This window comes from Agrobacterium sp. 22-3639C2, from assembly GCF_053522105.1.
On sequence record NZ_JBNWDB010000003.1, the window covers coordinates 111146 to 135609 of the forward strand.

Consider the following 24464-nt stretch of genomic DNA (forward strand, 5'->3'; position numbering starts at 1 on the left):
GTTTCAGAAACGGGGCGTGGTGTCGCCATCGCCCAGCGCGCGCTGCATCAGCACCGTGTCCAGCCACTGGCCGTGTTTCCATCCGATGGACTTGAATGTGCCGACATGCTCGAAACCGGCGGCGCGGTGAACCCCGATGGAGGCGGCGTTGGCGCTATCGCCGATGACCGCAATCATCTGCCGAAAGCCGCGCGAAGTCGCATCCTCGATCAGCGCATCGAGCAGCTTGCGGCCAATTCCCATGCCCTTCATGGCCGGATCGATATAAACGGAATTCTCCACAGCAGCACCATAGGCCGGGCGCGGACGATAGGCGCCGGCATAGGCATATCCGGCTACCTTTCCGTCGATTTCGGCGACGAGATAGGAGTAGTTGCCTTCCACCAGCAATCGGCGGCGCTCAAGCATCATATCCACGCTTGGCGGATCGATCTCGAAGCTGGCGCGGCCATGCAGCACGGCATCCCGGTAGATTTCGGTAATGGCTGGAATATCCGCCTCCTCGCAGGGGCGGATGGTAAGGCTGGAAATTGTGGGAAGGGTCATTCTCGTGTCCTGTGGTCATTCACGGCATTATTGTGCATTGCGGCTCAGTCAAAATAAAGATTATCTGTCTTATACAAACGATAAGGTTTTCTTTGATGATGGACCTCGATCTGCGGCAGGTGCGCAGCTTCATGGATGTCGCCGAACTCGGCAGCTTTTCCGCCGCAGCCGATAAGGCGGGGCTGACGCAGCCGGCCATCAGCCTGCACATCCGGCTGCTGGAAAAGCAGCTCGGTGTGCGGCTGATCGAACGGGTCGGCAGGCGCGCGCAGCCGACGGCGGCGGGCCGGGACTTTCTCATCCATGCAAGACGGATTGCGGAAGAAGTGGCGCATGCCATCGATACCGTAGCCCCTCATCGCAGCGGCGTGACGGGACGCCTGCGCATCGGCACGGGCGCCACCGCCTGCATCTATCTTCTGCCGCCAGTGCTGGGCAAAATCCGCCAGGTGATGCCGGGGATAGACATCGTCGTGCAGACCGGCAATACCCACGATATACTGAGGCTTCTCGAAGCCAATACGATCGATGCGGCGGTGGTGGCCCTGCCGGCCAGCGGCCGCAGCCTCGATATCAGCGACATCCATCTCGATGAACTGGTTGCGGTTTTCCCGCTTGGCACCATCAGCGATGCAACAATCCTGAATGCCGAGACGCTTTCGACACAGCCATTGCTGCTTTACGAGGGCGGCAATACGCGCAAGCTCGTGGATCAATGGTTTTCGGCAAGCGGCCGCACCGTGCAACCCGCCATGGAACTGGGCAGCGTCGAGGCCATCAAGAAACTGGCCGGCGCGGGCCTTGGCCTTGCCATCGTGCCACGCATGGCGATGGAGCATGAAGGTGCTGCATCGGGGCTTGAATGGCGCTCGCTCGAGCCGCCGCTCGAACGGCGGATCGCCCTTGCCCTCAGACGCGACAAGCACATGACCGCGCCACTAAGGGCGCTCGCTGCTCCATTGCCAAACCTGCAGAAACGATGAAGCCCGCGTCGATTTCGGACGCGGGCTTCGATCTGTTGATGCTTGCGACTTTTTTCTTTCGCCATGCCGGATTGGATCCGGCATCCAGCCACGGCGCGTCTGCGCCGTGAGAAGAGTCGTGCGCGATCAGAGACTTGACCGCGCTGGACCCCGGAGCCAAAGGCAATCTCGTCCTCAGAACTCGGTCCAGTCATCACCCTTCACGGCCAGCGCGGCATTGCCACGCGAAGCAGTGACCGGGCGGGATCTGGACGGCTGGGAGACAGGTGCACGTGCGGGGCTTGCCTCTCGCATGTGCCTTGCCGTCTCGCGCAATGCGGAAGTCTGCTGACCGAGCTGGAATTGCGCCAACAAAGCCTGGAGGTTGGCACATTCCTGCGCAAGACCAGCACCGGCCGCATTCATTTCCTCAACCATCGCGGCGTTCTGCTGCGTAGCCTGATCCATGTGGTTGACGGCGGTGTTGACCTCGGAGAGACCGGCGGACTGTTCCTGCGCCGCGGTGGCGATGGCGTCCATATGCGTGTTGACGGACAGTACGAGCTGCTCGATCTCGGAAAGCCCGACGCCAGTATCGGCGACAAGCTTCACGCCTTCACCCACCGCAACGGCTGACGTGTTGATGAGCTGCTTGATTTCCTTGGCGGCCTTGGCGGAACGCTGGGCCAGTTCGCGCACTTCCTGTGCAACGACTGCAAAACCCTTGCCCGCATCGCCCGCCCGCGCCGCCTCGACGCCCGCATTCAGCGCCAGAAGGTTGGTCTGGAAGGCGATTTCGTCAATAACACCGATGATCTGGCCGATCTGGCGCGAGGAATGCTCGATGCGTTCCATGGCGGAAACGGCATCGCGCACCACCTTGCCGGAAAGATCGGCCTTTGCCCTTGCCTCACGCACCGTGTCACGCGCATCGCCTGCCCGCTTGGAGGTGGCCGAAACATTGGCGGTGATCTCTTCCAGCGCGGCAGCGGTCTCTTCCAGAGAGGCAGCCTGCTGCTCCGTGCGGCGGGAAAGATCGTCGGATGCCGACGAAACCTCGTGAGCGCCGCCATTTACCGTCTGCACGGACTGGCCGACACTTGTCAGCGCTTCGCGCAGTTGAACGACGGAGCTGTTGAAATCGTGCCGCAGCGCCTCGAATTGCGGTGCGAACGGCGTGGCGATCTCGCAGACCATATCGCCGGAAGCGAGACGGCGAAGACCGCCCGCCAGCGAACCCGTGGCCTGATTGAGCCGTTCTTCGGCCTCGGCCTCGGCGCGCTGCTGCAACTCGATACGGTCCCGCTCGGCCCGCTCGCGGTTGGCCAGGGCTTCGGATTCCAGCTGCCTGTTGCGGATTGCCGCCTCGCGGAAGATTTCCACCGCGCGGGCCATCTCGCCGATCTCGTCGCCGCGTTTTGCGCCGGCGACATCGATCGAAAGATTGCCGCCCGAAAGCTCCATCATCGCGTTGGTCAGGCGGCTGATCGGGCGGGTGACGCGGCCGACGATGACGGCAAGCGAGAGGATACAGAGCGCCAGTGTCGCGATGAAGACGACGAGATAGATCATCGCATCGATGAAGGCGTCCTGTTTGGCCTGTGCGGCATTTGCGTCCAGAACATCCATGGCGGCAGAAGCGATTTTCGCAATCGTGCCGAGGTTTTCGGTGACGGTGGTGCGCCAGCTGTCCATGGTGAAGGCAGGCGTGCGACCATTCATGAGATCGTCGATGAGCTTGGCGCGCTGCGTGCTGAAATCGCCCTTGAAGTAAGTCTCGTCCGCCGTGGCGTAGATATCCTTGAGCGATTGCGGCGTCGATTCATGCGTAACCAGATCGCCGGTCGCTTTCCAGGCGAAAGCCGCACCCGCATCGAATGCGCCGAGCTGCTGCATCTCCTGCGCCGTCAGTGGACGGTTCTGGGCAACGGCAGCGTTGAGAATGACGGTGGCGCTGCCGCCAAGGGCACGGGCAGACCAGCCGTAAGAGCGCAACTGGATCAAACCGGTCTGACCCTGATCGAGAGAGCGAACAGTGCCTTCAAGCGCCGTCGAGCCCGCCTCGAGCGAGGCGAGGAAATCGCCGCCGAGCGCCATTACCGTCTTGTCGAGCCCGCCTTCGCGCCGGTCGAGCGGCAGCGAAACGTTGGCGTCAACCTTCTTTCGCAATTCGACGAACTGCGCGTAGACATCTTTAACGCGCTTCAGCGGTGCCTGAAGCTGCGTGTCTTCAAGCGACGAAGACTGCGTGAGGAATGCCGTCATGGCAGCATCCACCTTCTGGCGTGCGGCCTGCACGCTGGCGACGCTGCCCGTCGATTTCGACGGATCGAGCGTCAGTGCCGTGGCGCTGTCGCCGCGTTCACTGCGGAAATTCAAAAGAGCGTTGAAAAGAAGCTTGTCGAGCGAGACGAGTTGCGCAACCTCTGAAAAGGTGCCGGCGCGATTGGCCGACCGCCACAACTCGTTTCCGACCAAACCGGCCAGCGCGAGGCTGATGGTAAGAAAAAATCCTACAAGTACATTACGAATGCTGAAAGACATCTGGCGGCCCTCGTTAGCCGGAAGGGAAGATGCTGCAAACTACGTGTGGTTTGTCTAAAATTGGATTAAATTCCCCTCAGTTTTCGCGGGAAAATACTGCACTGCAAAAACAAAAGGCCACGGCAAGCCGAACGCCTGCCATGGCCCTGATCGAAATACCTGTCAGCCTTGCCCACCAGACAGAAAATCACATTCGATTTTCGTCCGTAACGATGCGCAGATTAAAGAGAGTCAGAGCGTCCGGCAGGACGCACGGCGCTCTAGACGTCTGCGCCGAGACGTGCCCAATCCATGTAAAGATCGAGCGCCTTTCGGGCGACCGGACCTGCCTGCAATGCGCGGTCATCGAGTTTCACAACAGGGGAAACCTTGGAATAATTGCCCGAGCAGAAGATTTCATCCGCCCCGCGGAAATCCTCGACCGACAGGGTCGCTTCGCGCACTTCGAAACCGGCCTGGCGCAGAAGGCTCATCACCCGCGAACGGGTGATGCCGGCAAGGAAGGTGCGGTTCGGAACCGGGGTGAAGACGACGCCGTCCTTGACCATGAAGACGTTGGACGATGCCGATTCAGCGACATTGCCGTTCATGTCGCACATCAGGGCGTTGTCGAAACCGCGTGCACGGGCTTCCAGAATGGCGCGGCCGCTATTGGGGTAAAGGCTACCGGCCTTGGCATCCGTCATCGCGGTTTCCGGTGAAGGACGGCGCAGCGGCGAGACGGTGAGTGTCAGCGATGCGCCGGCATTCATCGGCGCTTCGAAAAGGCACAGCGCAAAACGGGTGGAATTGGCATCGGGCGCGACGACGCTGCCCGGCGAACCGTGTTCTGCCCAATACATCGGCTTGATGTAGATTTCGGTCTTGCCGTCGAATCTATTGACGCCTTCCAGCGCCAATGCCTCGATCTCTTCCGCCGTCATGGTCGGCTTCATGCCCATGTTGGTGGCCGAGCGGTTGACGCGCTGGCAATGCAGATCGAGATCGGGAGCCACGCCATCGAACCAGCGCGCGCCGTCAAACACCGTGGAGGCCAGCCACATGGCATGCGAGGTCGGGCCGATGAGCGGCGGATTGCCGGGCAGCCATTGACCATCAACATAGGTCCAGGTGGTTGATCGGGGTGCGGTATCGACGGTCATGACTGTCTCCTGTCTTGAGCATCTCCGCCTTTCTGCAAAAAGCGAAAGAGCTCTATCTTTTTCGTCCTGCCACATTGCCGCACGCAAAACCGCTTCGCACTTTCGGTGGCAATGCTCTGAAATCGGCGGGAGTGAATGCCTCTGACCGGGTGAGGTCAAGTTTTAATTGCCGCCATGTCTTATTTTGATGGAAAATAACAAATGCATGCCCTGACAAAGACGTTTTGTGAGGCGAAACAAAAGGTTGATGAATAGATCCATCACAATAATTCATGCATTGGATGATGGCGGGGGGATTTCGCCCATGCGATGCTGTCAGTCTGACGGCGCTTGCAACGCCCTTTACCATTCTTGTTCGCCGATCCGAATGCAACACGTCAGCAGGAGAAAATCATGGCATGGTCCGCCCAGCAATATCTGAAATTTGAAGACGAGCGGACACGCCCGGCAAGGGATCTTCTGGCGCAGGTGCCGCTGGAGCGCGTGCTGAACGGTTACGATCTGGGCTGCGGCCCGGGCAATTCCACCGAGCTTTTGACCGATCGTTACGGCGTCAACGTCATCACCGGCATCGACAGCGACGACGACATGCTGGAAAAGGCGGCGGACCGGCTGCCCAACACCCGTTTCGGCAAGGCCGATCTCGGCAACTGGCGGCCCAGCCAGAAGGCGGACCTGCTTTATGCCAATGCGGTGTTCCAATGGGTGCCGGATCATCTTGCCGTTCTTTCGCAGCTGATGGACCAGCTGGAAAGCGGCGGCGTGCTTGCCGTGCAGATGCCTGACAATCTGCAGGAGCCGACACATCGCGCCATGGAGGAAACGGGAGCAGACGGCCCCTGGAAGGACAAGTTTGCGGATGGCAGATTACGCCGCAAACCCCTGCCCGCGCCATCAGCCTATTTCGATGCGCTGACACCGAAATCCGCGCGGGTGGATGTGTGGCACACCATCTACAACCACCCCATGAAGGATGCGGAAAGCATTGTGGAATGGGTGAAGGGCACGGGTCTGCGCCCCTATCTTGCCGCCGCCGGCGAGGAACACCGCGAGGCCTTCCTCAACGACTATACCAGGCGCATCGCAGCCGCCTATCCGCCCATGGCAGACGGCCGGCTGCTGTTGCGTTTTCCGCGCCTGTTCGTGGTGGCGGTGAAGAAGTAGCGTAGTTTTCGCCTCCCCTCATTCCTGTGACCAGCACAGGGATGAGGAGAGCTTAGAGTACGACATGGCTACGGAACTATTTTGCCAATCGGCCTCAACGCATTATCTCTAACCCGCGAAGGCGTAGACCCTCAGACGATGGCCGTCGGGGTCGGCCGCAGTGAATGTGTAGCCGAAGTCCATCGTGCCGGGCTGCTGCAAAATGGCGATGCCCTTTGTCTTCCAGTCGGCGAAGGCTTCATCCACCTGCGCACCGCTTTCGACGCGGAAGGCAAGCTCGCCGCCACCGCCCGCGACCGATGCCTTCGGCTCCACCGTATGCCTCGACCAGAGGCCGAGCTTCATGCCGTTTTGAAGCACGAACAGGGAGAATGTCGGAGAGGCTTCGACCGGCTCTGCGCCGAGCAGGGCTTTATAAAATTCCGTGCTGGCCGGCGGGTTGTCGACGTAGAGAATGGTGAAATCGGGATGGGTCATGGCTGTTCTCCTTGAGTTGCGGATGAACAGGTTCTAGACCCCCGGTGCTGTCAGTTTTTGTCAGCATGATTTTGTTGCCGTCGCTTTTTTTCCCGCTCGCGCCAGTCCTTCAGCAGGGAATGGCGGCGGCGGGGATAACGCTTGTCCAGAGGATTGAAGCTCTCGATGCGGTCGGCCCGGAAACTGCGGAAATCCTGCCGCGTCTCGCACCATGCCAGCACCACCCGCACCAGATCGAAAAAAGCGAGCGCGAAGGGCCAGATCACCCGCTCCGTCAATTCTCCCTTCTCGTCGCGATAGGTCATCACGACCTTACTCTCCTTGCGAATAATATCGCGAATGGCGGCGAGATCGACGTGGATGGTGGCCATGGCCTGCCCGGGGCCGACAAGCAGGGTGGAATTATCGAGCTCCTCACGCAGGGCATCGGGCAAAACGGCGGCGATCTTGACGAGTGCGGCGCGGGCGGCCTGCGCCAAGCCCTCATCGGCACGGCCCGCGACCCATCGCGACCCGAGCACAAGCGCCTCGATCTCCTGCTGCGAAAACATCAGCGGCGGCAGCAAAAAACCGGGACGCAGCACGTAACCCACACCCGCCTCGCCCTCGATGTCAGCACCCTGCGCCTGAAGCGTTGCTATATCGCGGTAAAGCGTGCGCAGGCTGACGCCGGTTTGCGCGGCCAGCGCCGTACCGCTGACCGGCATGCGGTGGGCGCGCAGGATCTGCAACAGATCAAGAAGCCGTTGTGAGCGCGACACGCGTGGTTCCTCCACATTCCGATCATGCCATCTACGACGTTTCACCATCGACTGGTAGCCTCGCGCACAGTGCCTCGCAATGGCGAGACGCTTGAAACCAATGGCGCGGACACCAGTTAATAAAAGACCGCTTCCCCATCCGGCATTCCTTGCCGGCCATGTTTGCAATAAACAGGAGAGACATGCATGTATGACGTCAACGCGAATGGCGCGAACATTCCCGCCCTCGGTTTCGGCACCTTCCGCATTCCGGAAGAGGATATCAGGCGCATTTTGCCGGAGGCGCTGAAACTCGGTTTCCGCCATGTCGATACGGCGCAGATCTACAAGAATGAAGGTGCGGTTGGCGAAGTGATCGCGAAGTCCGGCATTTCCCGGCACGATATTTTCCTGACCACCAAGGTCTGGGTGGACCGCTACCGCCACGCTGATTTTCTCGCCTCCGTCGATGAAAGCCTGCAAAAGCTGAAGACGGATTATGTCGATCTCCTGCTGCTGCACTGGCCGAAAAGCGATGTGCCGCTGGCGGAAAGGATCGGCGCGCTGAACGACGTGCGCAAGGCCGGAAAGGTGCGCAATATCGGCATTTCCAACTTCAACGTGGCGCTGACGGAAGAGGCGGTCAAACTCTCCGACACGCCGCTTGCCACCAACCAGATCGAATACCATCCCTATCTGGACCAGACGAAGGTGATTGCGGCCGCGCGCAAACACGGGCTTTCGGTCACTGCCTATTATCTGATGGCGGATGGCAAGGTGCCTGATGATTCGGTTCTGAAGGATATTGGTGCGAGGCACGGCAAGACGGCCGCACAGGTGGCGCTGCGCTGGGCGGTGCAGCAGCCGGATGTCGTGGCGCTTTCCAAGACCGCAACCGAAAGCCGCCTCAAGGAGAATTTCGACATTTTCGATTTTGCGCTCTCGGAAGAGGAAATGCAGGCGATCCACGCGCTTGCCAAACCCGATGGCCGCATCGTCAACCCCGGTCACCTCGCGCCCGACTGGGACGATTGACTGCGTTGAACCCCGTCCGGTCTCACCGCTGCGTCAACGCCAGTTTCGCCCCGAGCGCCACAAACGCGGCGGCGAAACTGCGTCTCAGCCAGGTGAGCACGGCCGGGCGTGCCACAACCTGCCGCCTGACCGAGGCGGCAAAACAGCCGTAGAGCGCAAAGACCAGAAACGTCATGGCCATGAAGATCAGCCCGAGATCGACCATGCGCCACCTCGGAGAAACCTCCTCCGGCGCGATGAATTGCGGCAGGAAAGCAAAAAAGAAGATCGACAGTTTCGGGTTCAGGAGATTGATGAGGATAGCCTCACCGATGACCCGCCCTGCCTTGCGGTGCTCCTGCTTGTCGTCGATCTTCAGCGCCCCATCTTCCCGAAGCGTGTTCCACGCCATGTAGAGCAGGTAGGCGACACCCAGATATTTGATCACGCCGAAGGCAAGGGCGCTCGCGTGCAGAATGGCGGCAAGTCCGGTGATGGCGGCCAGCAGATGCGGCACGATGCCGAGCGTGCAGCCGAAAGCCGCGACGACGCTCGCCTTCGACCCTTGGGACAGGCCGGCGGCCAGCGTGTAAACCACACCCGTTCCGGGAGAAGCGGCAATGATCAGGGATGTGACGAGGAATTCGGGCGTCATGGATTCTGCAAGTCCCGTTGAATGGAGAACAGGAGCGTGACTGTGTCCGACGCGGGGGTCTTGGATGAAATTGCAGCGTTGAGGCTTGGAGGCTCGCGTCTGTAGCCCTATTACCCCAACCTGCCCTACGAAACGGCTGCCCTATACGCCGCAGGCGTCACCCCGAACTGCCGTACGAAAAACCTGTTCAAATGGCTCTGGTCGGAGAAACCGGCGAAAAACGCCACATCTGCGGGTGGAGCACCCTTGGCCAGCGCACCCCGTGCCAGATGCAGGCGTCGCTGCAAAAGGTAGCTGTGCGGCGTCAGCCCCGTGGTCTTGCTGAAGGATCGCAGGAAGCGGAACTGGCTCATGCCGGCCTCCTGGGCCAGATCGGCAAGACGGAACGGCCGGGCAGGATCGTCGTCGATCCTGCTTTTCGCGCGTCTTATGCTATCGGGCGCTGCCGTCTCGCGTGGTGTTGCCACCGTTTCCATTGCACCCACGAGCAGCATAAGCAGGGTCTCGTCGCAGCGAAGGGTGTCACCCGGGCGATCAGTTGCCGTCACGGCTGAAAAAAGCGCGCGGAACCGGTCTGCCAGAGGCCTGATGTCGACCGGATAGGCGAATTCGAAAAAGCCGTGATCCTTTTCGATGATATCGGCAATGGCGGCCTGCACGATATCGATGTCGAGATAGATCATCCGCCAGGCGCGCCCGCCCTCTCCCAGCGGAATGCCGTCATGAACCTCACCCGGATTGACGGTGATGACATGGCCGGCTTCAGCCTCCACCATGCCGCGCCCGCTCAGCGATTTCTGCGCGCCGCGCTCCACAAGGCCGATGCCGAACTGGTCGTGCATGTGACGTGGAAAAGAGCGGTCGCTATCCGCAACCACGGCAGCAATACCGGGCATGGCGGTTTTCGGCATCAGGAATTGACGGCTGCCCATGAAAAGCTGGCGCTCCCTTTAAAGAGCGCCACGCTATCACAGGCGATGCGTGCGAGACAGGGCCGGGCCTTTACGGATGCATGCCGTTGACCATCGAAAACACCTGATCGAAATTGCCGTTCTGCGCGGCGAAACGCAGCGGCTTGCAGCGTTCCACAACCACTTCCTTCTCATCCGGGCGACCGCCGAGAATGTCCATCACTTCCGAAATGAAGGCCTCGAGCGGCATGGCTCTTTCGTCGCTTGCCTGGCCTTCCCCCATCAGCGTCGTCTGCACATAGGGCGGCACGATTTCGATGACCTCAACCGAGGTTTCTTTCAGTTGTTCGCGAAGTGCGACCGAGTAGGCATGGATGGCCGATTTGGTGGCGCTGTAGGTTGGGGTGACCACCATGGGCACGAAGGCCAAGCCGGAGGATACCGTGAGCACTGTCGCTTCAGGCTGCTTGAGGAAATGCGGCAGCAGCGCCGCCGTCAGGCGAATGGGCGCCAGAAGGTTGGTGGCGATGGTTTCCTCCGCCGTATCCAGATAGTCCGGGGCCGAGGAGATGTCCTCCGGCCGCATGATGCCGGCATTGTTGATGACGGCGTTGAGCGTCGGATGTGTCTTGATGAGATTGTCGGCGAAAGAGCGGATGCCTTCGGCGTCGGTCGCGTCCATGACCATCGCGGCCATGCCGGGATTGGCGGCCGTTACCTCATCCAGCACATTCTGGCGGCGGCCGGAAATGACGACCTTGTTGCCCAGCCGGTGAAACGCTTCCGCCAGCGCCCGGCCGATGCCGGAGCCGCCACCGGTGATGAGAATGGTGTTGCCTGTCGTTTTCATCGAAAAATCCTTTGCCTGTTGGATGACGGGAAATTAGCGGCTATACTCTCCATTCGTAAGTAGGCACCCAAAAGAATTATACTTACCCAAAGGAGAGTGTGAGATGAAACGGTATGCCGCCGATCCCATGATCGAGAACAGGCGCAAGTCTCCGCCGCCCACGGAAACCGATCCGGTCATCGAGGCGCTGGTTGAGGATATCATCGCGAAAGTGGCAGACAAATGGACGATGCTGATCCTTGAGGTGCTGGAAGAGCATGGCACGCTTCGCTTTACGCAGATCGGCAGGCTGGTCGGCACCATCAGCCAGAAGATGCTGACGAAAACGCTGAGGCAGATGGAAAGCGACGGACTGGTGCGCCGCACCGTGCACCCCGTCATTCCACCGCATGTGGATTATGGCCTCACGTCTCTCGGAGAGACCCTTGGCAGCGCCTTTTGCGGCGTGTGGATATGGGCGGAAACCCACCATGCGGAAATAGAAGAGGCGCGGCGCCGGTTCAATGAACAGCCGCCGCGCCCCGCTATTGAATAAAATGTCGCCTTACGCGAACTGGCTGAGGCCCGGAACCGAAGCGATCACCTGATCGACAGTCTCATCGCCCGCGTGCTGGCGAGCAACGGCGATGGTTTCCTTGGCGAGCGTGGTGATTTCGCTCATGCCGATGCCCTGGCTCATCAGTTGCTGGCCGAGACCCATGATGCCGCCGCCGCCGATCGCGCTCATCAATCCGCCCAGCAGACCGCCGCCAGCAGCGCCCTCGCCATTATACTGTGCCACGAGATCGCTGGCACCCGGAATGGCTTCGATCATGCGGGCGATCGGACCATCTGCCGCCTCGCGCTGGAGAAAACCCAGAATCATGCCAACAGCCTTTTCGGCCAGCGCAGGGTCTATGCCCGCCTTTGCGGCGATCTGGTCAACGACTTCGTTCATTCTTGCCTCCTGTTGAAAAACGACGCCAACACCGAATAACTGACGTTAACGTCAACGTAAAACAATCTCATGCCGCATTCAAGCGGGCGGCGGGCGGGTGCGACAACTTTCATGAAGCGGTTTTTCTTCATCGCCATCAAGCAGTTGTTGCGCCTTGAAACTGTCCTTATAAGATCATCACAACCATACTATGAAAAGGCCGCTTTGGCAGTAGCGGCCAGAGGGTGCCGTAAAAGTTCAATTCGGACATGACCATCTTCAAATCGATCGCGATTTAAGGGGCATGCATCAGTCGCAGGAGAAAATGGTCGATGTTGCAGGACGGACAGATCTATATCGGGACCAGCCGCAATCCGGACGACAGCCTGAACAAGGGTGAATATCTGGAGCTGAAATTCGGCAACCGCCACGGCCTGATCACCGGCGCAACGGGCACGGGCAAGACCGTGACCCTGCAGGTTCTTGCCGAAGGTTTCTCGCAAGCCGGCGTTCCCGTTTTCTGCGCCGATATCAAGGGCGACCTTTCCGGCATCGCCGCCCAGGGCGAAACCAAGGACTGGGTGCAGAAACGTGCCGAACAGATCGGTTTCACGGATTTTTCCTATGGCAAATCGCCGGTGATCTTCTGGGATCTCTACGGTGAAAAAGGCCATCGCGTGCGCGCCACCATTGCCGAAATGGGCCCGCTGCTGCTGGCGCGACTGATGGATGCTTCGGAAGCCCAGGAAGGCGTGCTCAACATCGCCTTCAAGATCGCCGATCAGGGCGGGTTGCCGCTGCTCGATCTCAAAGACCTGCAATCGCTGCTCAACTACATGGGCGAGAATGCTAGTGCGCTGTCCAGCCAGTTCGGCCTGATTTCCAAGACCTCTGTCGGTTCGCTGCAACGCGGGCTGCTGGTTCTCGAACAGCAGGGTGCCGCAAACTTCTTCGGCGAGCCGGCGCTGAATATTGCCGACATCATGCGCGTCGGCACGGACGGGCGTGGCACGGTTTCGGTTCTCGCCGCCGACAAGCTGATGATGAACCCGCGCCTTTACGCCACCTTCCTGTTGTGGATGCTCTCCGAACTCTTCGAGGAACTGCCGGAAGTGGGCGACCCGGAAAAGCCGCGTCTAGTGTTCTTTTTCGATGAGGCGCATCTGCTGTTTAACGACGCGCCAAGGGTGCTCGTCGAGCGCGTGGAGCAGGTGGTGCGGCTTATCCGCTCCAAGGGTGTGGGCGTCTACTTCGTGACGCAGAACCCGCTGGACGTGCCGGAAACCGTTCTTGCCCAGCTGGGCAACCGCGTGCAGCATGCGCTTCGCGCCTATACGCCGCGCGAGCAGAAGGCTGTGCGCACCGCAGCCGATACGTTCCGCCAGAACCCCGCCTTCAACACAGCCGACATCATCACCACGCTCGGTACGGGCGAGGCTCTGATTTCGACCCTGCATGACAAGGGCGCGCCCTCCATCGTCGAGCGCACCCTTGTGCGGCCGCCCTCGGGCCGCGTCGGGCCGCTCACCGACGCCGAGCGCAAATTGCTGATGGATACCGGCCCGCTTGCCGGTCAATACGACAGGGACGTGGACCGGGAATCGGCCTTTGAAATCCTCAACGCACGCGCCCAGAAGGCTGCGGAAGCCGAAGCCGCCAAGCGCGCGGAAGAGGAAAATGCCTCCAGCCAGTCCGACAGTGCCTCGGGACGCTGGCGCCTGCCCGGTTTCGGCGACGAGGAACCCACAAAGGCCTCCACCACCGGCGCCCGCAAGACGAGCGGTTATCAGCGCGAAACCGTGATCGAGGCGGCAATGAAAAGCGCCGCCCGCTCGGTTGCCACATCCGTGGGCCGCGCCATCGTGCGCGGGATACTGGGAAGCCTGAAGCGTTAAAACAGATAAACCGCCCGGCCTTGATCAGCCGGGCGGTTTTTATCCTGTTAGCGTGACGGTTGGTTCACGGCTCGCGATAGAAAATCATGCCGCCGTGGTAGAGCACATCGTCGATGAACTCGCCATCGGCGGTAAAGCCGGTATCATCCCAATAGTCGATATGGTTGCCCCTCACCTCGTAACGCCCCTGATAGGCGCTTTTGCGTTGGCCGCGCGCCTCGTCGTAGCGGCCATCAGGCAAAAGCTCCTGACGGATATGGCCGTCGCCGGTGACCCACATGCCGATATAGGGGTGGCTTTCGGTCTGGGCCATCTTGTCCATATTCCCTTTCACGGCACGATCCTCCTGATGGTGGCCGGTATCGGCGGCGGCCGTTGCGAGTACAAGGGCAAGCGATGTCGAAACAATCTTCATTGGCCCGATCCTCCCTATACGGCGGTCGGGCGGACGACGATTTCATTGACGTCCACATCGTCGGGTTGTTCGATGGCATAGCGGACTGCGCGGCCAATGGCGTCAGGCTTCAATGCTATGGCCCGGTAGCTTTGCATCAACTCCGCGGCGGCCGGATCGGTGATGGTGTGGGCAAGTTCGCTTTCCACCACGCCGGGGTGAATGCAGGTAACCCGCAGGTCGCGGTTTTCCTGTCGCAGCCCGTCGGAAATCGCCCGCACCGCAAATTTCGTCGCGCAATAAACGGCAGCCGTGGGCGAAACGGCCAGTGCACCGATGGAAGCGATGTTGACGATGTGGCCGGAAGCACGCGCGGTCATCTCAGGCAGAACGGCGGCGACGCCATAAAGTACGCCCTTGATGTTGACGTCGATCATGCGGTCCCATTCATCGACCTTGAGGGACGACATCAACGATAGCGGCATGATGCCGGCATTGTTGACGATGACGTCGATCCGTCCGAACGCCTTGCGTCCCGCCTCGGCAAAATCCTCGACACTCTGCCTTTCCGTGACGTTAAGGGGATGCACGACAACCTCAGCGCCCGTTTGGCGCAGTTCGTCGGCCAAAGCCTGCAAACGGTCCATGCGGCGCGCACCCAGAACCAGTTTCGCGCCTGCAGCGGCAAGTTCTCTGGCGATACCCTCACCTATCCCGCTCGATGCACCTGTTATGAGAATAACTTTGTTCAATGTCATGGCTTTCTCCTTGGCTTTACGGCCCGCTTTTTCGAGAGGAGACCGTTGCAGGAAAGATAAAGCTTTGCCATTGTCGTGATAATTACCTCAATGATAACCTCCATGGATAGATTTACTAACCAATGAATGTTGATCTCAACGCGCTTTCCACCTTCTGCATGGTTGCCAAGGAACGCAATTTTCGGGCTACGGCGGACAGGCTCGGCGTAACACGGTCAGCTGTCAGCCAGACCATCCGCAGGCTTGAAGAAACGATGGGGATAGCGCTCGTTCAGCGCACAACGCGCAGCGTTAGCCTGACGGAAGCGGGGCAACAGCTTTACGCCGATGTTTCGCCATCCATCGGCAACCTCATGCAAGCGACACAGGCCGCCTCTTCCCTGAGTGGAATGCCTCGGGGGCAATTGCGGCTTGCCGTTTCCTCGATAGCGGAGCGCTTCTTGTCCGGGCCATTGCTGGCGCGCTTTGCTGAAATCCATCCGGAAGTGCAACTCGATATTGTCGTGACGGATGAGGAATTCGATATCGTCGCCGAACACTACGATGCCGGCGTGCGTCTGGGGGAGCTGATCGCGCAGGATATGATTGCCGTTCCGGTTTCCGGGCCGCAGCGGCAGCTCGCCGTCTGTTCGCCGCAATATCGAGATCGCGTCACCTTACCGACGCAGCCGCGCGAACTGATCCATCACAAATGTATCGGCTGGCGGCCTCGTCCGGACGTGGCGCCATATCGGTGGGAATTTGCCGAAAACGGCCGGGAATTCGCGGTCGCCGTCCAGCCGGACTTCACCACCAACGACATGCAGTTGATGATAAAGCTGGCCTGTGCCGGCGCCGGCATCACATTCGGCATGGAAGAGACCTTCCGTCCCTACCTGGAGAGCGGCCAGCTTGTTTCCATGCTGGAGGACCATTCTCCGACTTTTGCGGGTTTTTATCTCTATTATCCGAATCGACGTCATCTTGCGCCGAAGCTCCGCGCCTTTATCGATCACGTTCGGCTACCGAGAAACCGGTAATCTGCCGGAGTAACCTCCGGCAGATCGGTATGTCAGCCCAGAAGGGTTACTTCTTCTGCGACAGCAGCGAGAAGAATGCGCCCTGCGGGTCCTGGCAATTGACGATCCAGCTCTCGCCGGGAACCTCCATCGGGCCGTTGACGACCTTGCCGCCACCGGTGCTGACCCGGGTGATGGCGTCATCGATGCCGTCGACGTTGAAATAATAACCCCAATAACAGGTGGGCGCACCCGCCATACATTTCATCATGCCGCCGACGACCTTGCCGTTATGGGCGAAGATGCGATACGGGCCCATTTCTGCGCCCATGTCAAAATCATGGTCCTTGGTCCAGCCGAAGACCTCACCGTAAAAGGCTATGGCGTCGTCGACATTGTTGGTGGCAAGTTCGTACCAGCCGACGTGACCCGGCAGGTTCTGCGTCTCCTGCGGAAAACCGCCGGTTTCCATCGGCAGCGGCGTCATGATGCACAGAACCGCACCGGAAGGATCAGCCACCACGGCGAAACGACCGATCTCCGGGATATCCTGCGGCGGGCGCCTGACCGAACCGCCCTTTTCCGCGAAAAGTTTTGCCGTGGCGTCCACATCGTCAACGCCGACATAACCGGTCCAGTTGGGAGGAATGCCCTGGCTCTTGTGTTCTTCGGTCAGTTCCATGATGCCGCCCATGCCTTTACCATCGGCCTCCAGCACCAGATAGGGCATTTCCGGCGAACCGAAATCCTTGGTCTGCCAGCCGGCGACATGACCATAGAAGCGGGCACCCTGCTCCATGTCAGGCGTCATCAGTTCAACCCATATGAATTTTCCGTGTGTATCGGACATTGAATCTCTCCGGGGTTATGGCGTCATTTTTCTGGCGATCGGCCGCCGCAGGACGCGGCAGCGCATTATTCGGCGCGATCGGGCAAATTCCGGCGGGGCGTCACGCCTTGCGCTGGAACTCCGATGTCATGAAGGTCTTGAAACTGCCATCCGGCTGCCGGACGCTGCCGGAAAAGCTGCGGTTATTGTCGTCGTGCAGCACCAGCACGTCGCGATAGGTATCGATGCGGCCGGAACCGTCAAAGGCCGGTCCTTCCGCTTCGAGTGTCAGGGTCTTGCCGTCGTCTTCCAGCCAGCCCTTGTAGACCCAGAGATTGGTCATCATCGACCCCACCCAGGTGCCGACGAAATGGCCCTTGGCAGGGTCGAAACCCACGGTGATGACAGCCGTCATCTCCGTCCCGTCAGGCATCTTGCCGGTGCCGTGCCCGATGATCCACAGCCCCCCGATGGAGCTGACGGTTTCGGTGAACCGCTGGGCGGGATCATCGGGATCGTATCCCTCATGCCCGGAACTGGCGGTCATGACCCAGTCGCCGACGATCCTGCCCAGGAACGCGTGTTCCTTCTGCGGCTTGGCATTTTCCATTGTCGTCTCCTCCTCCTCGTCCTATTTCAGTGGCAGCAAGACGCGGCCTTGGGCTCGTCCTCGTACTGGTCGTGCCGGCGCACCCAATCCATTACACCGTCTTCATTACGGCCTTTTGGCACCAGATCGAGCAGCATCAGTGTACCGAGCGTCTCTTCCATGCCGCGGGCATAGGCGGAATAGCTATGGTAAATCCTGCCGTCCTCGCCCTTGGCGAAAATGCTGACGCCGTGCAGGTCCTTCAGGTCGCCCATCGGCTCGATCTCACGGTAATTGTAGGTGATCGCCCCGCTCTCGATATCCTCATCACGGAAGGAGGCCTGATAATCATAGTTGAAGTCGCTGCCGTTGGCCGAGACCCAAGGGAATTTCCAGCCCATGCGTTTTTTATAGGCCTCGATCTTTTCGAGCGGTGCGCGCGAGACCGCAACGAAACCCGCATCGCCGTGCTTCAGGTGAACCATCGCACCATCGACATGGTCGGCGAAAAAGGAACAGCCGGTGCAGCCCTCCTCCCAGTCGGGTGCCAGCATGAAGTGGTATACGATGAGCTGGCTGCAATTGCCGAAGAGTTCCTTCAGCGATTTCGGGCCTGAAGGCGCGTCGAAAATATAATCTTTCGTCACCTCTTCCCATGGCAATGCGCGGCGCGCCTCGTTCAGCCTGTCGCGCGCGCGGGTCAATTCCTTTTCCTTCACCAGCAGATCGCGGCGGGCCGCAAGCCACTCCTCATTAGAAACGACGGGATGAGACATGATCTTTCCTCCTTGGATCCGTCTTTCACCATGGCACGCTCCGCCTCCATGGTGGGCGCCGCCTGTGTCTGCATTGACAGCCAGGAAAACCGTCAGCAAGGCTACAGGTTCCGCTTGACTGATTACGTTGATATCAACATATATAGTCCATGTCAAACACCAGTGTGATTCCTTTTTCGGCAACTCTTTTAGTGCGGGACTCCTGTCTTTGCCTGCATGCGCAACGTGCGGCGCGGGCGCTGGCGCGGCTGTTCGATAACGCATTGAAGCCCGTGGGCATCAACAACGGCCAATTTTCCCTGCTGATGTCGCTCAACCGGCCGGAGCCGCCGCCGATGGGGCCGGTCGCCAATCTTCTGGCGATGGACCGCACGACGCTGACGGCAGCGCTGAAGCCACTGGAGCGGCGTGGGCTGGTCAGTATCGAGCAAGACCCAAAGGACAAGCGCGGCAAGCGGCTGCGGCTGACGGTGGAAGGCATGGCCGTACTCACCGCCGCCTTCCCCATCTGGCAACAGACCCACGCCGAAATCGAGGCCCGCATCGGCAGCGGCGACCCCGACCGGCTGCGCCGCGACCTCATTGATCTCGGCTGACGGGAAAAGCGGCATATTGCCACTTTTACCCGTGAAAATGTCATCTACCCGTCGCGCCGGACGGCGAAACTAACGAGGAAGACGCAACAAGGGAGGAAACCATGCGTGTTATCGTTTTCGTAAAGGCCACCCGCAGCAGCGAGGATGGCATAATGCCGACCACCGAACTGATGGAAGCCATGGGCAAGTTCAACGAGGAACTGGTCAATGCCGGCATCATGCTTTCCGGTGATGGCCTCCACCCCTCCTCCAAAGGCAAGAGAGTTGTTTTCGATGGTGACAGCCGCAGCGTGATCGACGGCCCCTTCCCGCACACCAACGAGCTGGTTGCCGGCTTCTGGCTCTGGAAGGTGAAGGACATGGATGAGGCCGTGGAGTGGGTAAAGCGTTGCCCCAACCCGATGCTGGAGCGCAGCGAGATCGAAATCCGCCCGATGTTCGAAATGGAGGATTTCGGCGACGCGGTGACACCTGAAATCGCCGAACATGTGGAAAAACTGCGCGAGCGCGTGGCAAAACAGTAAGGGCGCCGCGCTTGAGGGCTGGAGAATGCGGGTCGCCGTATTCTCCGGCACCACCCGCCTCTTCAAAAGCCATTGCCTCGAACCCCTGCCGCTGTTAATTGTTGGACGGTTGAACACGTATCAAGAAAGGAGGCTTCGCATGGATATTTCCTGCTTCTGGCGCAACCGCCAGATCTGCCACCTTTTTGCCCTGCAGACGCGTTTGCAGGGCTGACCGGAACACCAAAACTCTGGTTTGCCCGAAAGGCCGCGCAGAATGCAGCTTGTCTGCCGTTGCGCATGTTTTCACGACGGATCACCTCGAACCGATATCCCGTACTGCATTGTCGCAGACCACGGTTCGTCACAGATCCGTTTTGCCAGAGACAATTTCATGACCCTTATCACGCTTCGAAACCTCGGAATCATTCTGGGAAAGCCGCTTTTCTCCAATCTTGGCCTCACCGTGAATGCCGGAGACCGCATCGGCATCGTCGCTGCGAATGGCCACGGCAAATCCACCCTGCTGAATTGCCTTGCCGGTGAACTGGACGCTACCAGCGGTGATATCACCCGGTTGCGGGGGCTGACGCAGTCCATCGTCCACCAGCACCTGCCCTCCCCACTTCTGGAAAAGACGATGCGGGACGCCGTGCTTTCCGCCCTGCCGGTGGATGAGATCGACAATGAGAGCTGGCGCGCCGACATTATTTTTGATGCCATGCTGGTGCCGGAACCCTATCGTCATCGCCATTTGAAAGAGCTGAGCGGTGGCTGGCAGCGACTTGCCATGCTGGCGCGGGCGTGGATCACCGAGCCTGACGTTCTCCTGCTCGATGAGCCGACCAACCATCTCGACCTCGAAAAAATCAACGTGCTGGAAAGCTGGCTCGGTCAATTGCCGCGCGACACGGCGGTCGTCATCGTCAGCCATGACCGCGCCTTTCTCGACAATGTCACGAAGACCACGCTGTTCCTGCGGCCGGAAAATTCGGCGCTGTTCCGGCTGCCTTACGGCCATGCGCGTGCGGCACTCGAAGAGGAGGATGCCGCCGATGAGCGGCGTTTCCAGCGCGACATGAAAACCGCGCAGCAATTGCGCCGGCAGGCCGCCAAGCTCAACAATATCGGCATCAATTCGGGCAGCGATCTTCTGACTGTCAAGACCAAGCAATTGCGCCAGCGTGCCGAGAAACTGGAGGAGAATGCGCGCCCAGCACATAGCGAGCGCTCCGCCGGCAAGATCCAGCTCGCCAATCGCGGTACCCATGCCAAGGTTCTGGTCACTCTGGAGGATGTGCCGGTCTCGACGCCGGACGGGACATTGCTGTTTCGCACCGGCCAGCAATTTGTCCACCAAGGCGACCGCATCGTCATTCTCGGCCGCAACGGCGTCGGCAAGACGCGGCTGATCTCGCTTCTGAAAGCGGCGGTGATGGATGAAGGCCAAATACAGGACGGCATAAAGACCACGCCTTCGCTGGTGGCCGGATATGTCGATCAGTCGCTTGCCGAAATCGACGACGACAGCACGCCATTTGCGCTCATGACGCGCCGATTCGACATTGGCGACCAGCGCATACACGGCCTGCTTGCGGGTGCCGGTATCGACATGGAAATGCAGAAACGTCGCATCGCAACGCTTTCCGGCGGCCAGAAGGCGCGGCTCGCCATGCTGGCGCTGCGGTTGGCGGAACCGAATTTCTACCTGCTGGACGAGCCCACCAACCATCTTGATATAGATGGGCAGGAAGCGCTTGAGGCGGAAATCATCAACCGTTCGGCCAGTTGCGTCTTCGTCTCGCATGACAGGAGTTTCGTGCGGGCGGTCGGAACACGTTTCTGGCTGATCGACAAGCGCAGGCTGGTGGAAGTCGACGATCCCGAAGCGTTTTTCGCGTCGGCATGAGGCCCGTCAAACGGGCTGAGAGTAAAAACAAGCGAAACGCCCGTCAGCCCAACAGGCTGGCGAGGCGTGGATCACCGGAAAAATCCGCGACCGCAAACCCTGTTCTGCGCATCGGAAATTCGCACAGTGCCTGCACCCCGGTCTTCGACAGGCGGATGCGCCAGCTCATCCGTTCCACCGGCATTTTTTCGGCAAAGGCTTTCGGCGACAGCACCGCGATATTGAGGCCACCTGCGGGATCGCGCACCGAGCGGTAGAGGATCGCCTCGATCTTCGCCAGACGCGCCTGCTCGGCCAACGCCTGGCATGGCTCGTAATTCTGCAGGTCGGTCCACAGCGCCTCGTCCCGGTTCAATTCCGGTTGCGTCAGGTCCAGCGCCGCATCGGTGGCGATACGGGCGGCAAAGGCGGAATAGTCGGCGGGATTGGCAGGCAGCGGTGTGCCGGGAGATTCCGCATAAAACAGCAGTCGGTAGAATGCCATTTCGGCAAGCGCGGTTTCCACCTTGGCTGCGGCGTAATAAACGCCTTCGGTAAAGCCAGCCCGGCGGAAACGCGAGCCATGTGGATAGGCCGCACCATACCGGAAGGGCGTGGCAAGAAGATAATCGAGCCCGGCGCATTCCGGCGGAAATGGCCGCTTGCTCGCCTCCAGAATATCTTCCAGCAGCGATTGCTCCTCCACCGTATCAACCAGCTTCATGGTGGAAACCTGATGCTGCGCTTCCACCAGCCGCCAGTATTTTCCCGATGCGGCGCGCTTTTCAGACAGGAGCGCGTCGGGCGTCCAGATAGGAGAGGACATCGATCAATCCGGTAATGGTGGTGAGCCTCTCGGCAGGCACGGCGTTGAGCGCCGTATTGTGATTGCGCAGCCAGTTTTTGGCTACCGCCTCGTCGCCGCCGGCGATTGCATCCAGCGAACGGAAAACCCGGATCAGCAGCACCGCAAGCTCGAAAGACTTGGCGCCCGGCTCCAGCAGGAAATCGAGCCGCTTCATGCGCGACACCGTCGGGGCGGAAACACCGAGAATATCCGCGGTGCGGGCCGCGTTAAGGCCCAGCCGCTCGGCAGCGGTCATAACGGCCTTGGTGACGACCCTGCCCTGCGAAGCAGGATCCATGGCGGTCTTGGCGTGAATATTCATGGCATATATCCTTTCCCTAGAAAGAATATAGCACTTTTCTTTCCATAAACAAGAAGGCCGGGGATTAACCCGGCCTTGCTGCTGGAACTTGCTGGATCAGGCCACAGAGACCGGCACTTCCGTAGAGGTGCGCATGGCGTGGCTGTAAGGGCACACGATGTGGGCGGCGGCTACCAGTTCTTCTGCCTTTTCGCGCTCAAGACCGGGAATGTTGACCTTCAGCGACACTTCGATGCCGAAGCCGGTGCCGTCTTCGCGCGGACCGATGCCAACGGTTGCCGTCACAGTCGTGTCTTCAGGAATCTTTACCTTCTGCTTGCCGGCGACAGCCTTCAAGGCGCCGAGGAAGCAGGCGGAATAACCGGCTGCGAAAAGCTGCTCCGGATTGGTGCCGCGGGCGCCATCGCCGCCGAGTTCCTTCGGAACGGTCAGCGTTACGTCGAGCACGCCGTCTTCCGACTTGGCGTTGCCGGCGCGGCCACCGGTGGCGGATGCTTTGGTCGTGTAGAGAATAGGCATGGCATTTACTCCCGTTGGGTTGGTGTTGGGTTTCTTATAATGCGCAATTCAATTGTGCGCAATATAATTTTGCACATTGAATAAAAAATTGTTTTTTGCGATAATTTCACGAAATTTCGCCGCGCATCCATGTGGCAGGAACCGAAAGGCAGGGCTGATTGTTCCCTTCCCGGTTGATTTTTGGAGCAGAACAATGGGCGCACAGAGCGACGACACCAATTTGGAAAGCCTGCTGAGGCTGGACCAGCAGATATGCTTTGCCCTTTACGGCGCGGCGCACGCTTTCACCCGCGCCTATAAGCCGCTGCTGGACCCGATCGGCCTGACCTATCCGCAATATCTGGTCATGATGGCCCTGTGGGAAAAGGAAACCTCCACCGTGAAGGCACTCGGTGAAATGCTGGGCCTCGATTCGGGCACGCTTTCGCCGTTGCTGAAAAGGCTGGAACATGCCGGGCTGATCACCCGCAAACGCGGAACTGTTGACGAGCGGCAGGTGCTGGTGGCCGTAACGCCCAAGGGCGCCGATCTCAAAAAGGAGGGCGTGAAGATCATGGCGGCAATCGGCGACGCCACGGGCTGCGGGCTGGAGGAACTGGTGCAGCTGCGCGACCAGGTGAATGCGCTTAAAGATGGGCTTGCGAGGAGTTAACCCCTGAAAAACCAGGGGTCATAAAGCATCTGTTAACCACTTCCCGATAAAGTTGCATTTATATTTTATGCAGCTAAAATGACTTATGGCTGCGTTCCAGCCCCAGAAGCCGATGAAGGCATTTTGCGGCAGATTTCAAAAGGCATGGCGATGGCTTTTATCTCTGCAAATTCAACGGCGCTGACCATTCTCAATCAAACTTTTTCAGTGACAAAAATATCGGACAAAGATGCCGCAAGCTCGATACTCGCGATGGTATCCGGAGGCCAGCAAAGAACTTCGCAGGCCATTGAGACGATTTCGACGCTCGCTTCGCAGGCTACCAAAGCAAAGCTGGAAACCGTCGCAAAAAAAGAAACCGTCTCCGCCGCCATTCCGCAGGCGACGATGAGCGCCATGAACGCCGCCGCCACGAATATGATGTCGTCCTATTACGTCAATCCGATTGAGCGCACCGCGGAAAATGCGGAGTTCATCGTAACGAACCTGATCATCCAAGCATCAAGAGCCAGTCCACGCTATGATCCCGAAATCATAGTACCGCCGCGTGAAGAATATAATGCTCAGTATGCTGAATGGGGTGCAAAACGCATCGCGAATGGCGAAGATGAAACTGTTGTTAAAAAGCAGGTCGAGCATTTCACCAGTGATCGCGCCTATGAGGCTCGCGTCGAATTGGCAGCACTCAGAAAAGCAAACAATGGCTATTACTGCGCAGTATCACGCCAAGATATGTATTATAGCGAAAGAGCTTTGAAGGAATTTTTCGGTTCCGCTATGGCTCTTAAACTTGGAGAAAACGGCCAAGTATCCGTGACACCAGGCGTTATATACTATGATAATGGACGGAAAATGATTGAATACAACGAAAACGGTGAGTTGGAAATATTTGATTCAAATGGAAATGTCACAAAGAAATATAAAAAGTCAGAGCTTCAATCCTAATAAATTTAATAAGGCTCCGCCGCTTGTCCCGG

The 24464-nt window shown here is 59.3% G+C and carries 29 protein-coding genes; 12 read left to right on the forward strand and 17 right to left on the reverse strand.

From position 1 onward, the window contains the following. Window positions 1–3 precede the first annotated feature (3 nt). On the reverse strand, window positions 4–546 hold the full coding sequence (locus tag ACQZ6D_RS13520) for a GNAT family N-acetyltransferase (RefSeq protein ID WP_003511952.1): 543 nt from the start codon (window positions 544–546) through the stop codon (window positions 4–6). Window positions 547–641: 95 nt separating this feature from the next. On the opposite strand from ACQZ6D_RS13520, the gene ACQZ6D_RS13525 reads away from it, so the two are divergent. Beyond that, the gene (locus ACQZ6D_RS13525) at window positions 642–1529 is read left to right on the forward strand and encodes a LysR family transcriptional regulator (protein WP_448729776.1); all 888 of its coding nucleotides are present in this window, start codon (window positions 642–644) and stop codon (window positions 1527–1529) included. Between the two features lie 174 nt (window positions 1530–1703). Here the strand turns inward: ACQZ6D_RS13525 and ACQZ6D_RS13530 are convergent, their stop codons facing one another. Beyond that, window positions 1704–4052, reverse strand: coding sequence for a methyl-accepting chemotaxis protein (locus tag ACQZ6D_RS13530; protein WP_448729777.1), 2349 nt, complete (start codon window positions 4050–4052; stop codon window positions 1704–1706). A 260-nt stretch (window positions 4053–4312) separates the two neighbouring features. Continuing rightward, window positions 4313–5194, reverse strand: coding sequence for a branched-chain amino acid aminotransferase (locus tag ACQZ6D_RS13535; RefSeq protein ID WP_065702669.1), 882 nt, complete (start codon window positions 5192–5194; stop codon window positions 4313–4315). Window positions 5195–5587: 393 nt separating this feature from the next. Between ACQZ6D_RS13535 and tam the strand changes: the two genes are divergently transcribed. Then, window positions 5588–6358, forward strand: a complete 771-nt coding sequence (gene tam / locus ACQZ6D_RS13540) for a trans-aconitate 2-methyltransferase (protein ID WP_003511945.1) — start codon at window positions 5588–5590, stop codon at window positions 6356–6358. Between the two features lie 108 nt (window positions 6359–6466). Here tam and ACQZ6D_RS13545 read toward each other — a convergent pair whose 3' ends face one another. Together ACQZ6D_RS13545 and ACQZ6D_RS13550 are read right to left on the reverse strand one after the other, a co-directional pair. Continuing rightward, entirely contained in the window at window positions 6467–6835 is a 369-nt protein-coding gene (locus ACQZ6D_RS13545; protein ID WP_013635672.1) for a VOC family protein, read from the reverse strand. A 50-nt stretch (window positions 6836–6885) separates the two neighbouring features. Next, complete coding sequence (locus ACQZ6D_RS13550; protein WP_065702671.1) at window positions 6886–7596, reverse strand: helix-turn-helix transcriptional regulator; 711 nt, start codon at window positions 7594–7596, stop codon at window positions 6886–6888. Between the two features lie 186 nt (window positions 7597–7782). Here ACQZ6D_RS13550 and ACQZ6D_RS13555 point away from each other — a divergent pair, with 186 nt between their 5' ends. Next, window positions 7783–8610 carry an aldo/keto reductase gene (locus ACQZ6D_RS13555; RefSeq protein ID WP_013635670.1) on the forward strand — a complete coding sequence of 276 codons (828 nt, stop codon included), beginning with the start codon at window positions 7783–7785 and terminating at the stop codon, window positions 8608–8610. Window positions 8611–8632: 22 nt separating this feature from the next. On the opposite strand, the gene ACQZ6D_RS13560 is transcribed toward ACQZ6D_RS13555, so the two are convergent. The 3 genes from ACQZ6D_RS13560 to ACQZ6D_RS13570 all read right to left on the reverse strand — a co-directional run bounded on the left by ACQZ6D_RS13560 (window position 8633) and on the right by ACQZ6D_RS13570 (window position 11005). Continuing rightward, on the reverse strand, window positions 8633–9244 hold the full coding sequence (locus ACQZ6D_RS13560) for a LysE family translocator (protein ID WP_065702672.1): 612 nt from the start codon (window positions 9242–9244) through the stop codon (window positions 8633–8635). A gap of 125 nt (window positions 9245–9369) precedes the next feature. Next, a complete protein-coding gene (locus ACQZ6D_RS13565) occupies window positions 9370–10176 on the reverse strand; it encodes an AraC family transcriptional regulator (protein WP_065702674.1) in 807 nt (268 codons plus the stop codon). 70 nt (window positions 10177–10246) lie between these two features. Next, window positions 10247–11005 carry an SDR family oxidoreductase gene (locus tag ACQZ6D_RS13570; protein ID WP_038490216.1) on the reverse strand — a complete coding sequence of 253 codons (759 nt, stop codon included), beginning with the start codon at window positions 11003–11005 and terminating at the stop codon, window positions 10247–10249. Between the two features lie 103 nt (window positions 11006–11108). On the opposite strand from ACQZ6D_RS13570, the gene ACQZ6D_RS13575 reads away from it, so the two are divergent. Then, a complete protein-coding gene (locus ACQZ6D_RS13575) occupies window positions 11109–11540 on the forward strand; it encodes a winged helix-turn-helix transcriptional regulator (RefSeq protein ID WP_013635666.1) in 432 nt (143 codons plus the stop codon). Window positions 11541–11549: 9 nt separating this feature from the next. On the opposite strand, the gene ACQZ6D_RS13580 is transcribed toward ACQZ6D_RS13575, so the two are convergent. After that, window positions 11550–11942, reverse strand: coding sequence for a hypothetical protein (locus ACQZ6D_RS13580; protein ID WP_065702676.1), 393 nt, complete (start codon window positions 11940–11942; stop codon window positions 11550–11552). 311 nt (window positions 11943–12253) lie between these two features. On the opposite strand from ACQZ6D_RS13580, the gene ACQZ6D_RS13585 reads away from it, so the two are divergent. Next, on the forward strand, window positions 12254–13816 hold the full coding sequence (locus ACQZ6D_RS13585; RefSeq protein WP_013635664.1) for a helicase HerA-like C-terminal domain-containing protein: 1563 nt from the start codon (window positions 12254–12256) through the stop codon (window positions 13814–13816). Window positions 13817–13880: 64 nt separating this feature from the next. On the opposite strand, the gene ACQZ6D_RS13590 is transcribed toward ACQZ6D_RS13585, so the two are convergent. Further along, a complete protein-coding gene (locus ACQZ6D_RS13590; RefSeq protein ID WP_013635663.1) occupies window positions 13881–14231 on the reverse strand; it encodes an Atu4866 domain-containing protein in 351 nt (116 codons plus the stop codon). Between the two features lie 14 nt (window positions 14232–14245). Beyond that, window positions 14246–14968: an SDR family oxidoreductase gene (locus ACQZ6D_RS13595; RefSeq protein WP_065702678.1), complete on the reverse strand. Its 723-nt coding sequence runs from the start codon at window positions 14966–14968 to the stop codon at window positions 14246–14248. A 122-nt stretch (window positions 14969–15090) separates the two neighbouring features. On the opposite strand from ACQZ6D_RS13595, the gene ACQZ6D_RS13600 reads away from it, so the two are divergent. After that, entirely contained in the window at window positions 15091–15987 is an 897-nt protein-coding gene (locus tag ACQZ6D_RS13600) for a LysR family transcriptional regulator (RefSeq protein WP_065702680.1), read from the forward strand. A 46-nt stretch (window positions 15988–16033) separates the two neighbouring features. Here the strand turns inward: ACQZ6D_RS13600 and ACQZ6D_RS13605 are convergent, their stop codons facing one another. The 3 genes from ACQZ6D_RS13605 to ACQZ6D_RS13615 all read right to left on the reverse strand — a co-directional run bounded on the left by ACQZ6D_RS13605 (window position 16034) and on the right by ACQZ6D_RS13615 (window position 18160). Beyond that, window positions 16034–16816: a VOC family protein gene (locus tag ACQZ6D_RS13605; RefSeq protein ID WP_065702682.1), complete on the reverse strand. Its 783-nt coding sequence runs from the start codon at window positions 16814–16816 to the stop codon at window positions 16034–16036. A gap of 100 nt (window positions 16817–16916) precedes the next feature. After that, window positions 16917–17405, reverse strand: coding sequence for a DUF1579 domain-containing protein (locus ACQZ6D_RS13610; protein ID WP_003511919.1), 489 nt, complete (start codon window positions 17403–17405; stop codon window positions 16917–16919). 26 nt (window positions 17406–17431) lie between these two features. Further along, complete coding sequence (locus ACQZ6D_RS13615) at window positions 17432–18160, reverse strand: DUF899 domain-containing protein (RefSeq protein WP_025592728.1); 729 nt, start codon at window positions 18158–18160, stop codon at window positions 17432–17434. A gap of 149 nt (window positions 18161–18309) precedes the next feature. On the opposite strand from ACQZ6D_RS13615, the gene ACQZ6D_RS13620 reads away from it, so the two are divergent. The 4 genes from ACQZ6D_RS13620 (at window position 18310) to ACQZ6D_RS13635 (ending at window position 21168) form a co-directional block, all read left to right on the forward strand. After that, on the forward strand, window positions 18310–18756 hold the full coding sequence (locus ACQZ6D_RS13620) for a MarR family winged helix-turn-helix transcriptional regulator (RefSeq protein ID WP_019564141.1): 447 nt from the start codon (window positions 18310–18312) through the stop codon (window positions 18754–18756). Window positions 18757–18857: 101 nt separating this feature from the next. After that, window positions 18858–19280: a YciI family protein gene (locus tag ACQZ6D_RS13625; RefSeq protein ID WP_038490203.1), complete on the forward strand. Its 423-nt coding sequence runs from the start codon at window positions 18858–18860 to the stop codon at window positions 19278–19280. A 25-nt stretch (window positions 19281–19305) separates the two neighbouring features. Then, window positions 19306–19494 (forward strand): hypothetical protein, encoded by a 189-nt coding sequence (locus tag ACQZ6D_RS13630; RefSeq protein ID WP_111796189.1) that lies wholly within the window; start codon window positions 19306–19308, stop codon window positions 19492–19494. Between the two features lie 159 nt (window positions 19495–19653). After that, window positions 19654–21168, forward strand: coding sequence for an ABC-F family ATP-binding cassette domain-containing protein (locus ACQZ6D_RS13635; RefSeq protein WP_065702686.1), 1515 nt, complete (start codon window positions 19654–19656; stop codon window positions 21166–21168). Window positions 21169–21211: 43 nt separating this feature from the next. On the opposite strand, the gene ACQZ6D_RS13640 is transcribed toward ACQZ6D_RS13635, so the two are convergent. From ACQZ6D_RS13640 to ACQZ6D_RS13650, 3 genes are all read right to left on the reverse strand, one after another. Beyond that, the gene (locus ACQZ6D_RS13640; RefSeq protein ID WP_026330607.1) at window positions 21212–21973 is read right to left on the reverse strand and encodes an RES family NAD+ phosphorylase; all 762 of its coding nucleotides are present in this window, start codon (window positions 21971–21973) and stop codon (window positions 21212–21214) included. After that, window positions 21933–22316, reverse strand: coding sequence for an MbcA/ParS/Xre antitoxin family protein (locus ACQZ6D_RS13645; protein ID WP_003511907.1), 384 nt, complete (start codon window positions 22314–22316; stop codon window positions 21933–21935). The genes ACQZ6D_RS13640 and ACQZ6D_RS13645 overlap by 41 nt, the downstream gene beginning before the upstream one ends. Before the next feature lie 96 nt (window positions 22317–22412). Beyond that, complete coding sequence (locus tag ACQZ6D_RS13650; RefSeq protein WP_003511906.1) at window positions 22413–22835, reverse strand: organic hydroperoxide resistance protein; 423 nt, start codon at window positions 22833–22835, stop codon at window positions 22413–22415. 193 nt (window positions 22836–23028) lie between these two features. Here ACQZ6D_RS13650 and ACQZ6D_RS13655 point away from each other — a divergent pair, with 193 nt between their 5' ends. Continuing rightward, the gene (locus tag ACQZ6D_RS13655; RefSeq protein WP_065702690.1) at window positions 23029–23487 is read left to right on the forward strand and encodes a MarR family winged helix-turn-helix transcriptional regulator; all 459 of its coding nucleotides are present in this window, start codon (window positions 23029–23031) and stop codon (window positions 23485–23487) included. Window positions 23488–23565: 78 nt separating this feature from the next. Further along, on the forward strand, window positions 23566–24432 hold the full coding sequence (locus ACQZ6D_RS13660; protein WP_111828802.1) for a hypothetical protein: 867 nt from the start codon (window positions 23566–23568) through the stop codon (window positions 24430–24432). The last annotated feature ends 32 nt before the right edge of the window (window positions 24433–24464 follow it).

Bases quoted from the DNA above. Each gene is read 5' to 3' on its own strand.
- ACQZ6D_RS13520 (WP_003511952.1), bottom strand. From the start codon at position 546: ATGACCCTTCCCACAATTTCCAGCCTTACCATCCGCCCCTGCGAGGAG.
- ACQZ6D_RS13525 (WP_448729776.1), top strand. From the start codon at position 642: ATGATGGACCTCGATCTGCGGCAGGTGCGCAGCTTCATGGATGTCGCC.
- ACQZ6D_RS13530 (WP_448729777.1), bottom strand. From the start codon at position 4,052: ATGTCTTTCAGCATTCGTAATGTACTTGTAGGATTTTTTCTTACCATC.
- ACQZ6D_RS13535 (WP_065702669.1), bottom strand. From the start codon at position 5,194: ATGACCGTCGATACCGCACCCCGATCAACCACCTGGACCTATGTTGAT.
- tam (WP_003511945.1), top strand. From the start codon at position 5,588: ATGGCATGGTCCGCCCAGCAATATCTGAAATTTGAAGACGAGCGGACA.
- ACQZ6D_RS13545 (WP_013635672.1), bottom strand. From the start codon at position 6,835: ATGACCCATCCCGATTTCACCATTCTCTACGTCGACAACCCGCCGGCC.
- ACQZ6D_RS13555 (WP_013635670.1), top strand. From the start codon at position 7,783: ATGTATGACGTCAACGCGAATGGCGCGAACATTCCCGCCCTCGGTTTC.
- ACQZ6D_RS13560 (WP_065702672.1), bottom strand. From the start codon at position 9,244: ATGACGCCCGAATTCCTCGTCACATCCCTGATCATTGCCGCTTCTCCC.
- ACQZ6D_RS13565 (WP_065702674.1), bottom strand. From the start codon at position 10,176: ATGGGCAGCCGTCAATTCCTGATGCCGAAAACCGCCATGCCCGGTATT.
- ACQZ6D_RS13570 (WP_038490216.1), bottom strand. From the start codon at position 11,005: ATGAAAACGACAGGCAACACCATTCTCATCACCGGTGGCGGCTCCGGC.
- ACQZ6D_RS13575 (WP_013635666.1), top strand. From the start codon at position 11,109: ATGAAACGGTATGCCGCCGATCCCATGATCGAGAACAGGCGCAAGTCT.
- ACQZ6D_RS13580 (WP_065702676.1), bottom strand. From the start codon at position 11,942: ATGAACGAAGTCGTTGACCAGATCGCCGCAAAGGCGGGCATAGACCCT.
- ACQZ6D_RS13585 (WP_013635664.1), top strand. From the start codon at position 12,254: ATGTTGCAGGACGGACAGATCTATATCGGGACCAGCCGCAATCCGGAC.
- ACQZ6D_RS13590 (WP_013635663.1), bottom strand. From the start codon at position 14,231: ATGAAGATTGTTTCGACATCGCTTGCCCTTGTACTCGCAACGGCCGCC.
- ACQZ6D_RS13595 (WP_065702678.1), bottom strand. From the start codon at position 14,968: ATGACATTGAACAAAGTTATTCTCATAACAGGTGCATCGAGCGGGATA.
- ACQZ6D_RS13600 (WP_065702680.1), top strand. From the start codon at position 15,091: ATGAATGTTGATCTCAACGCGCTTTCCACCTTCTGCATGGTTGCCAAG.
- ACQZ6D_RS13605 (WP_065702682.1), bottom strand. From the start codon at position 16,816: ATGTCCGATACACACGGAAAATTCATATGGGTTGAACTGATGACGCCT.
- ACQZ6D_RS13610 (WP_003511919.1), bottom strand. From the start codon at position 17,405: ATGGAAAATGCCAAGCCGCAGAAGGAACACGCGTTCCTGGGCAGGATC.
- ACQZ6D_RS13615 (WP_025592728.1), bottom strand. From the start codon at position 18,160: ATGTCTCATCCCGTCGTTTCTAATGAGGAGTGGCTTGCGGCCCGCCGC.
- ACQZ6D_RS13620 (WP_019564141.1), top strand. From the start codon at position 18,310: ATGTCAAACACCAGTGTGATTCCTTTTTCGGCAACTCTTTTAGTGCGG.
- ACQZ6D_RS13625 (WP_038490203.1), top strand. From the start codon at position 18,858: ATGCGTGTTATCGTTTTCGTAAAGGCCACCCGCAGCAGCGAGGATGGC.
- ACQZ6D_RS13630 (WP_111796189.1), top strand. From the start codon at position 19,306: ATGCGGGTCGCCGTATTCTCCGGCACCACCCGCCTCTTCAAAAGCCAT.
- ACQZ6D_RS13635 (WP_065702686.1), top strand. From the start codon at position 19,654: ATGACCCTTATCACGCTTCGAAACCTCGGAATCATTCTGGGAAAGCCG.
- ACQZ6D_RS13640 (WP_026330607.1), bottom strand. From the start codon at position 21,973: ATGTCCTCTCCTATCTGGACGCCCGACGCGCTCCTGTCTGAAAAGCGC.
- ACQZ6D_RS13645 (WP_003511907.1), bottom strand. From the start codon at position 22,316: ATGAATATTCACGCCAAGACCGCCATGGATCCTGCTTCGCAGGGCAGG.
- ACQZ6D_RS13650 (WP_003511906.1), bottom strand. From the start codon at position 22,835: ATGCCTATTCTCTACACGACCAAAGCATCCGCCACCGGTGGCCGCGCC.
- ACQZ6D_RS13655 (WP_065702690.1), top strand. From the start codon at position 23,029: ATGGGCGCACAGAGCGACGACACCAATTTGGAAAGCCTGCTGAGGCTG.
- ACQZ6D_RS13660 (WP_111828802.1), top strand. From the start codon at position 23,566: ATGACTTATGGCTGCGTTCCAGCCCCAGAAGCCGATGAAGGCATTTTG.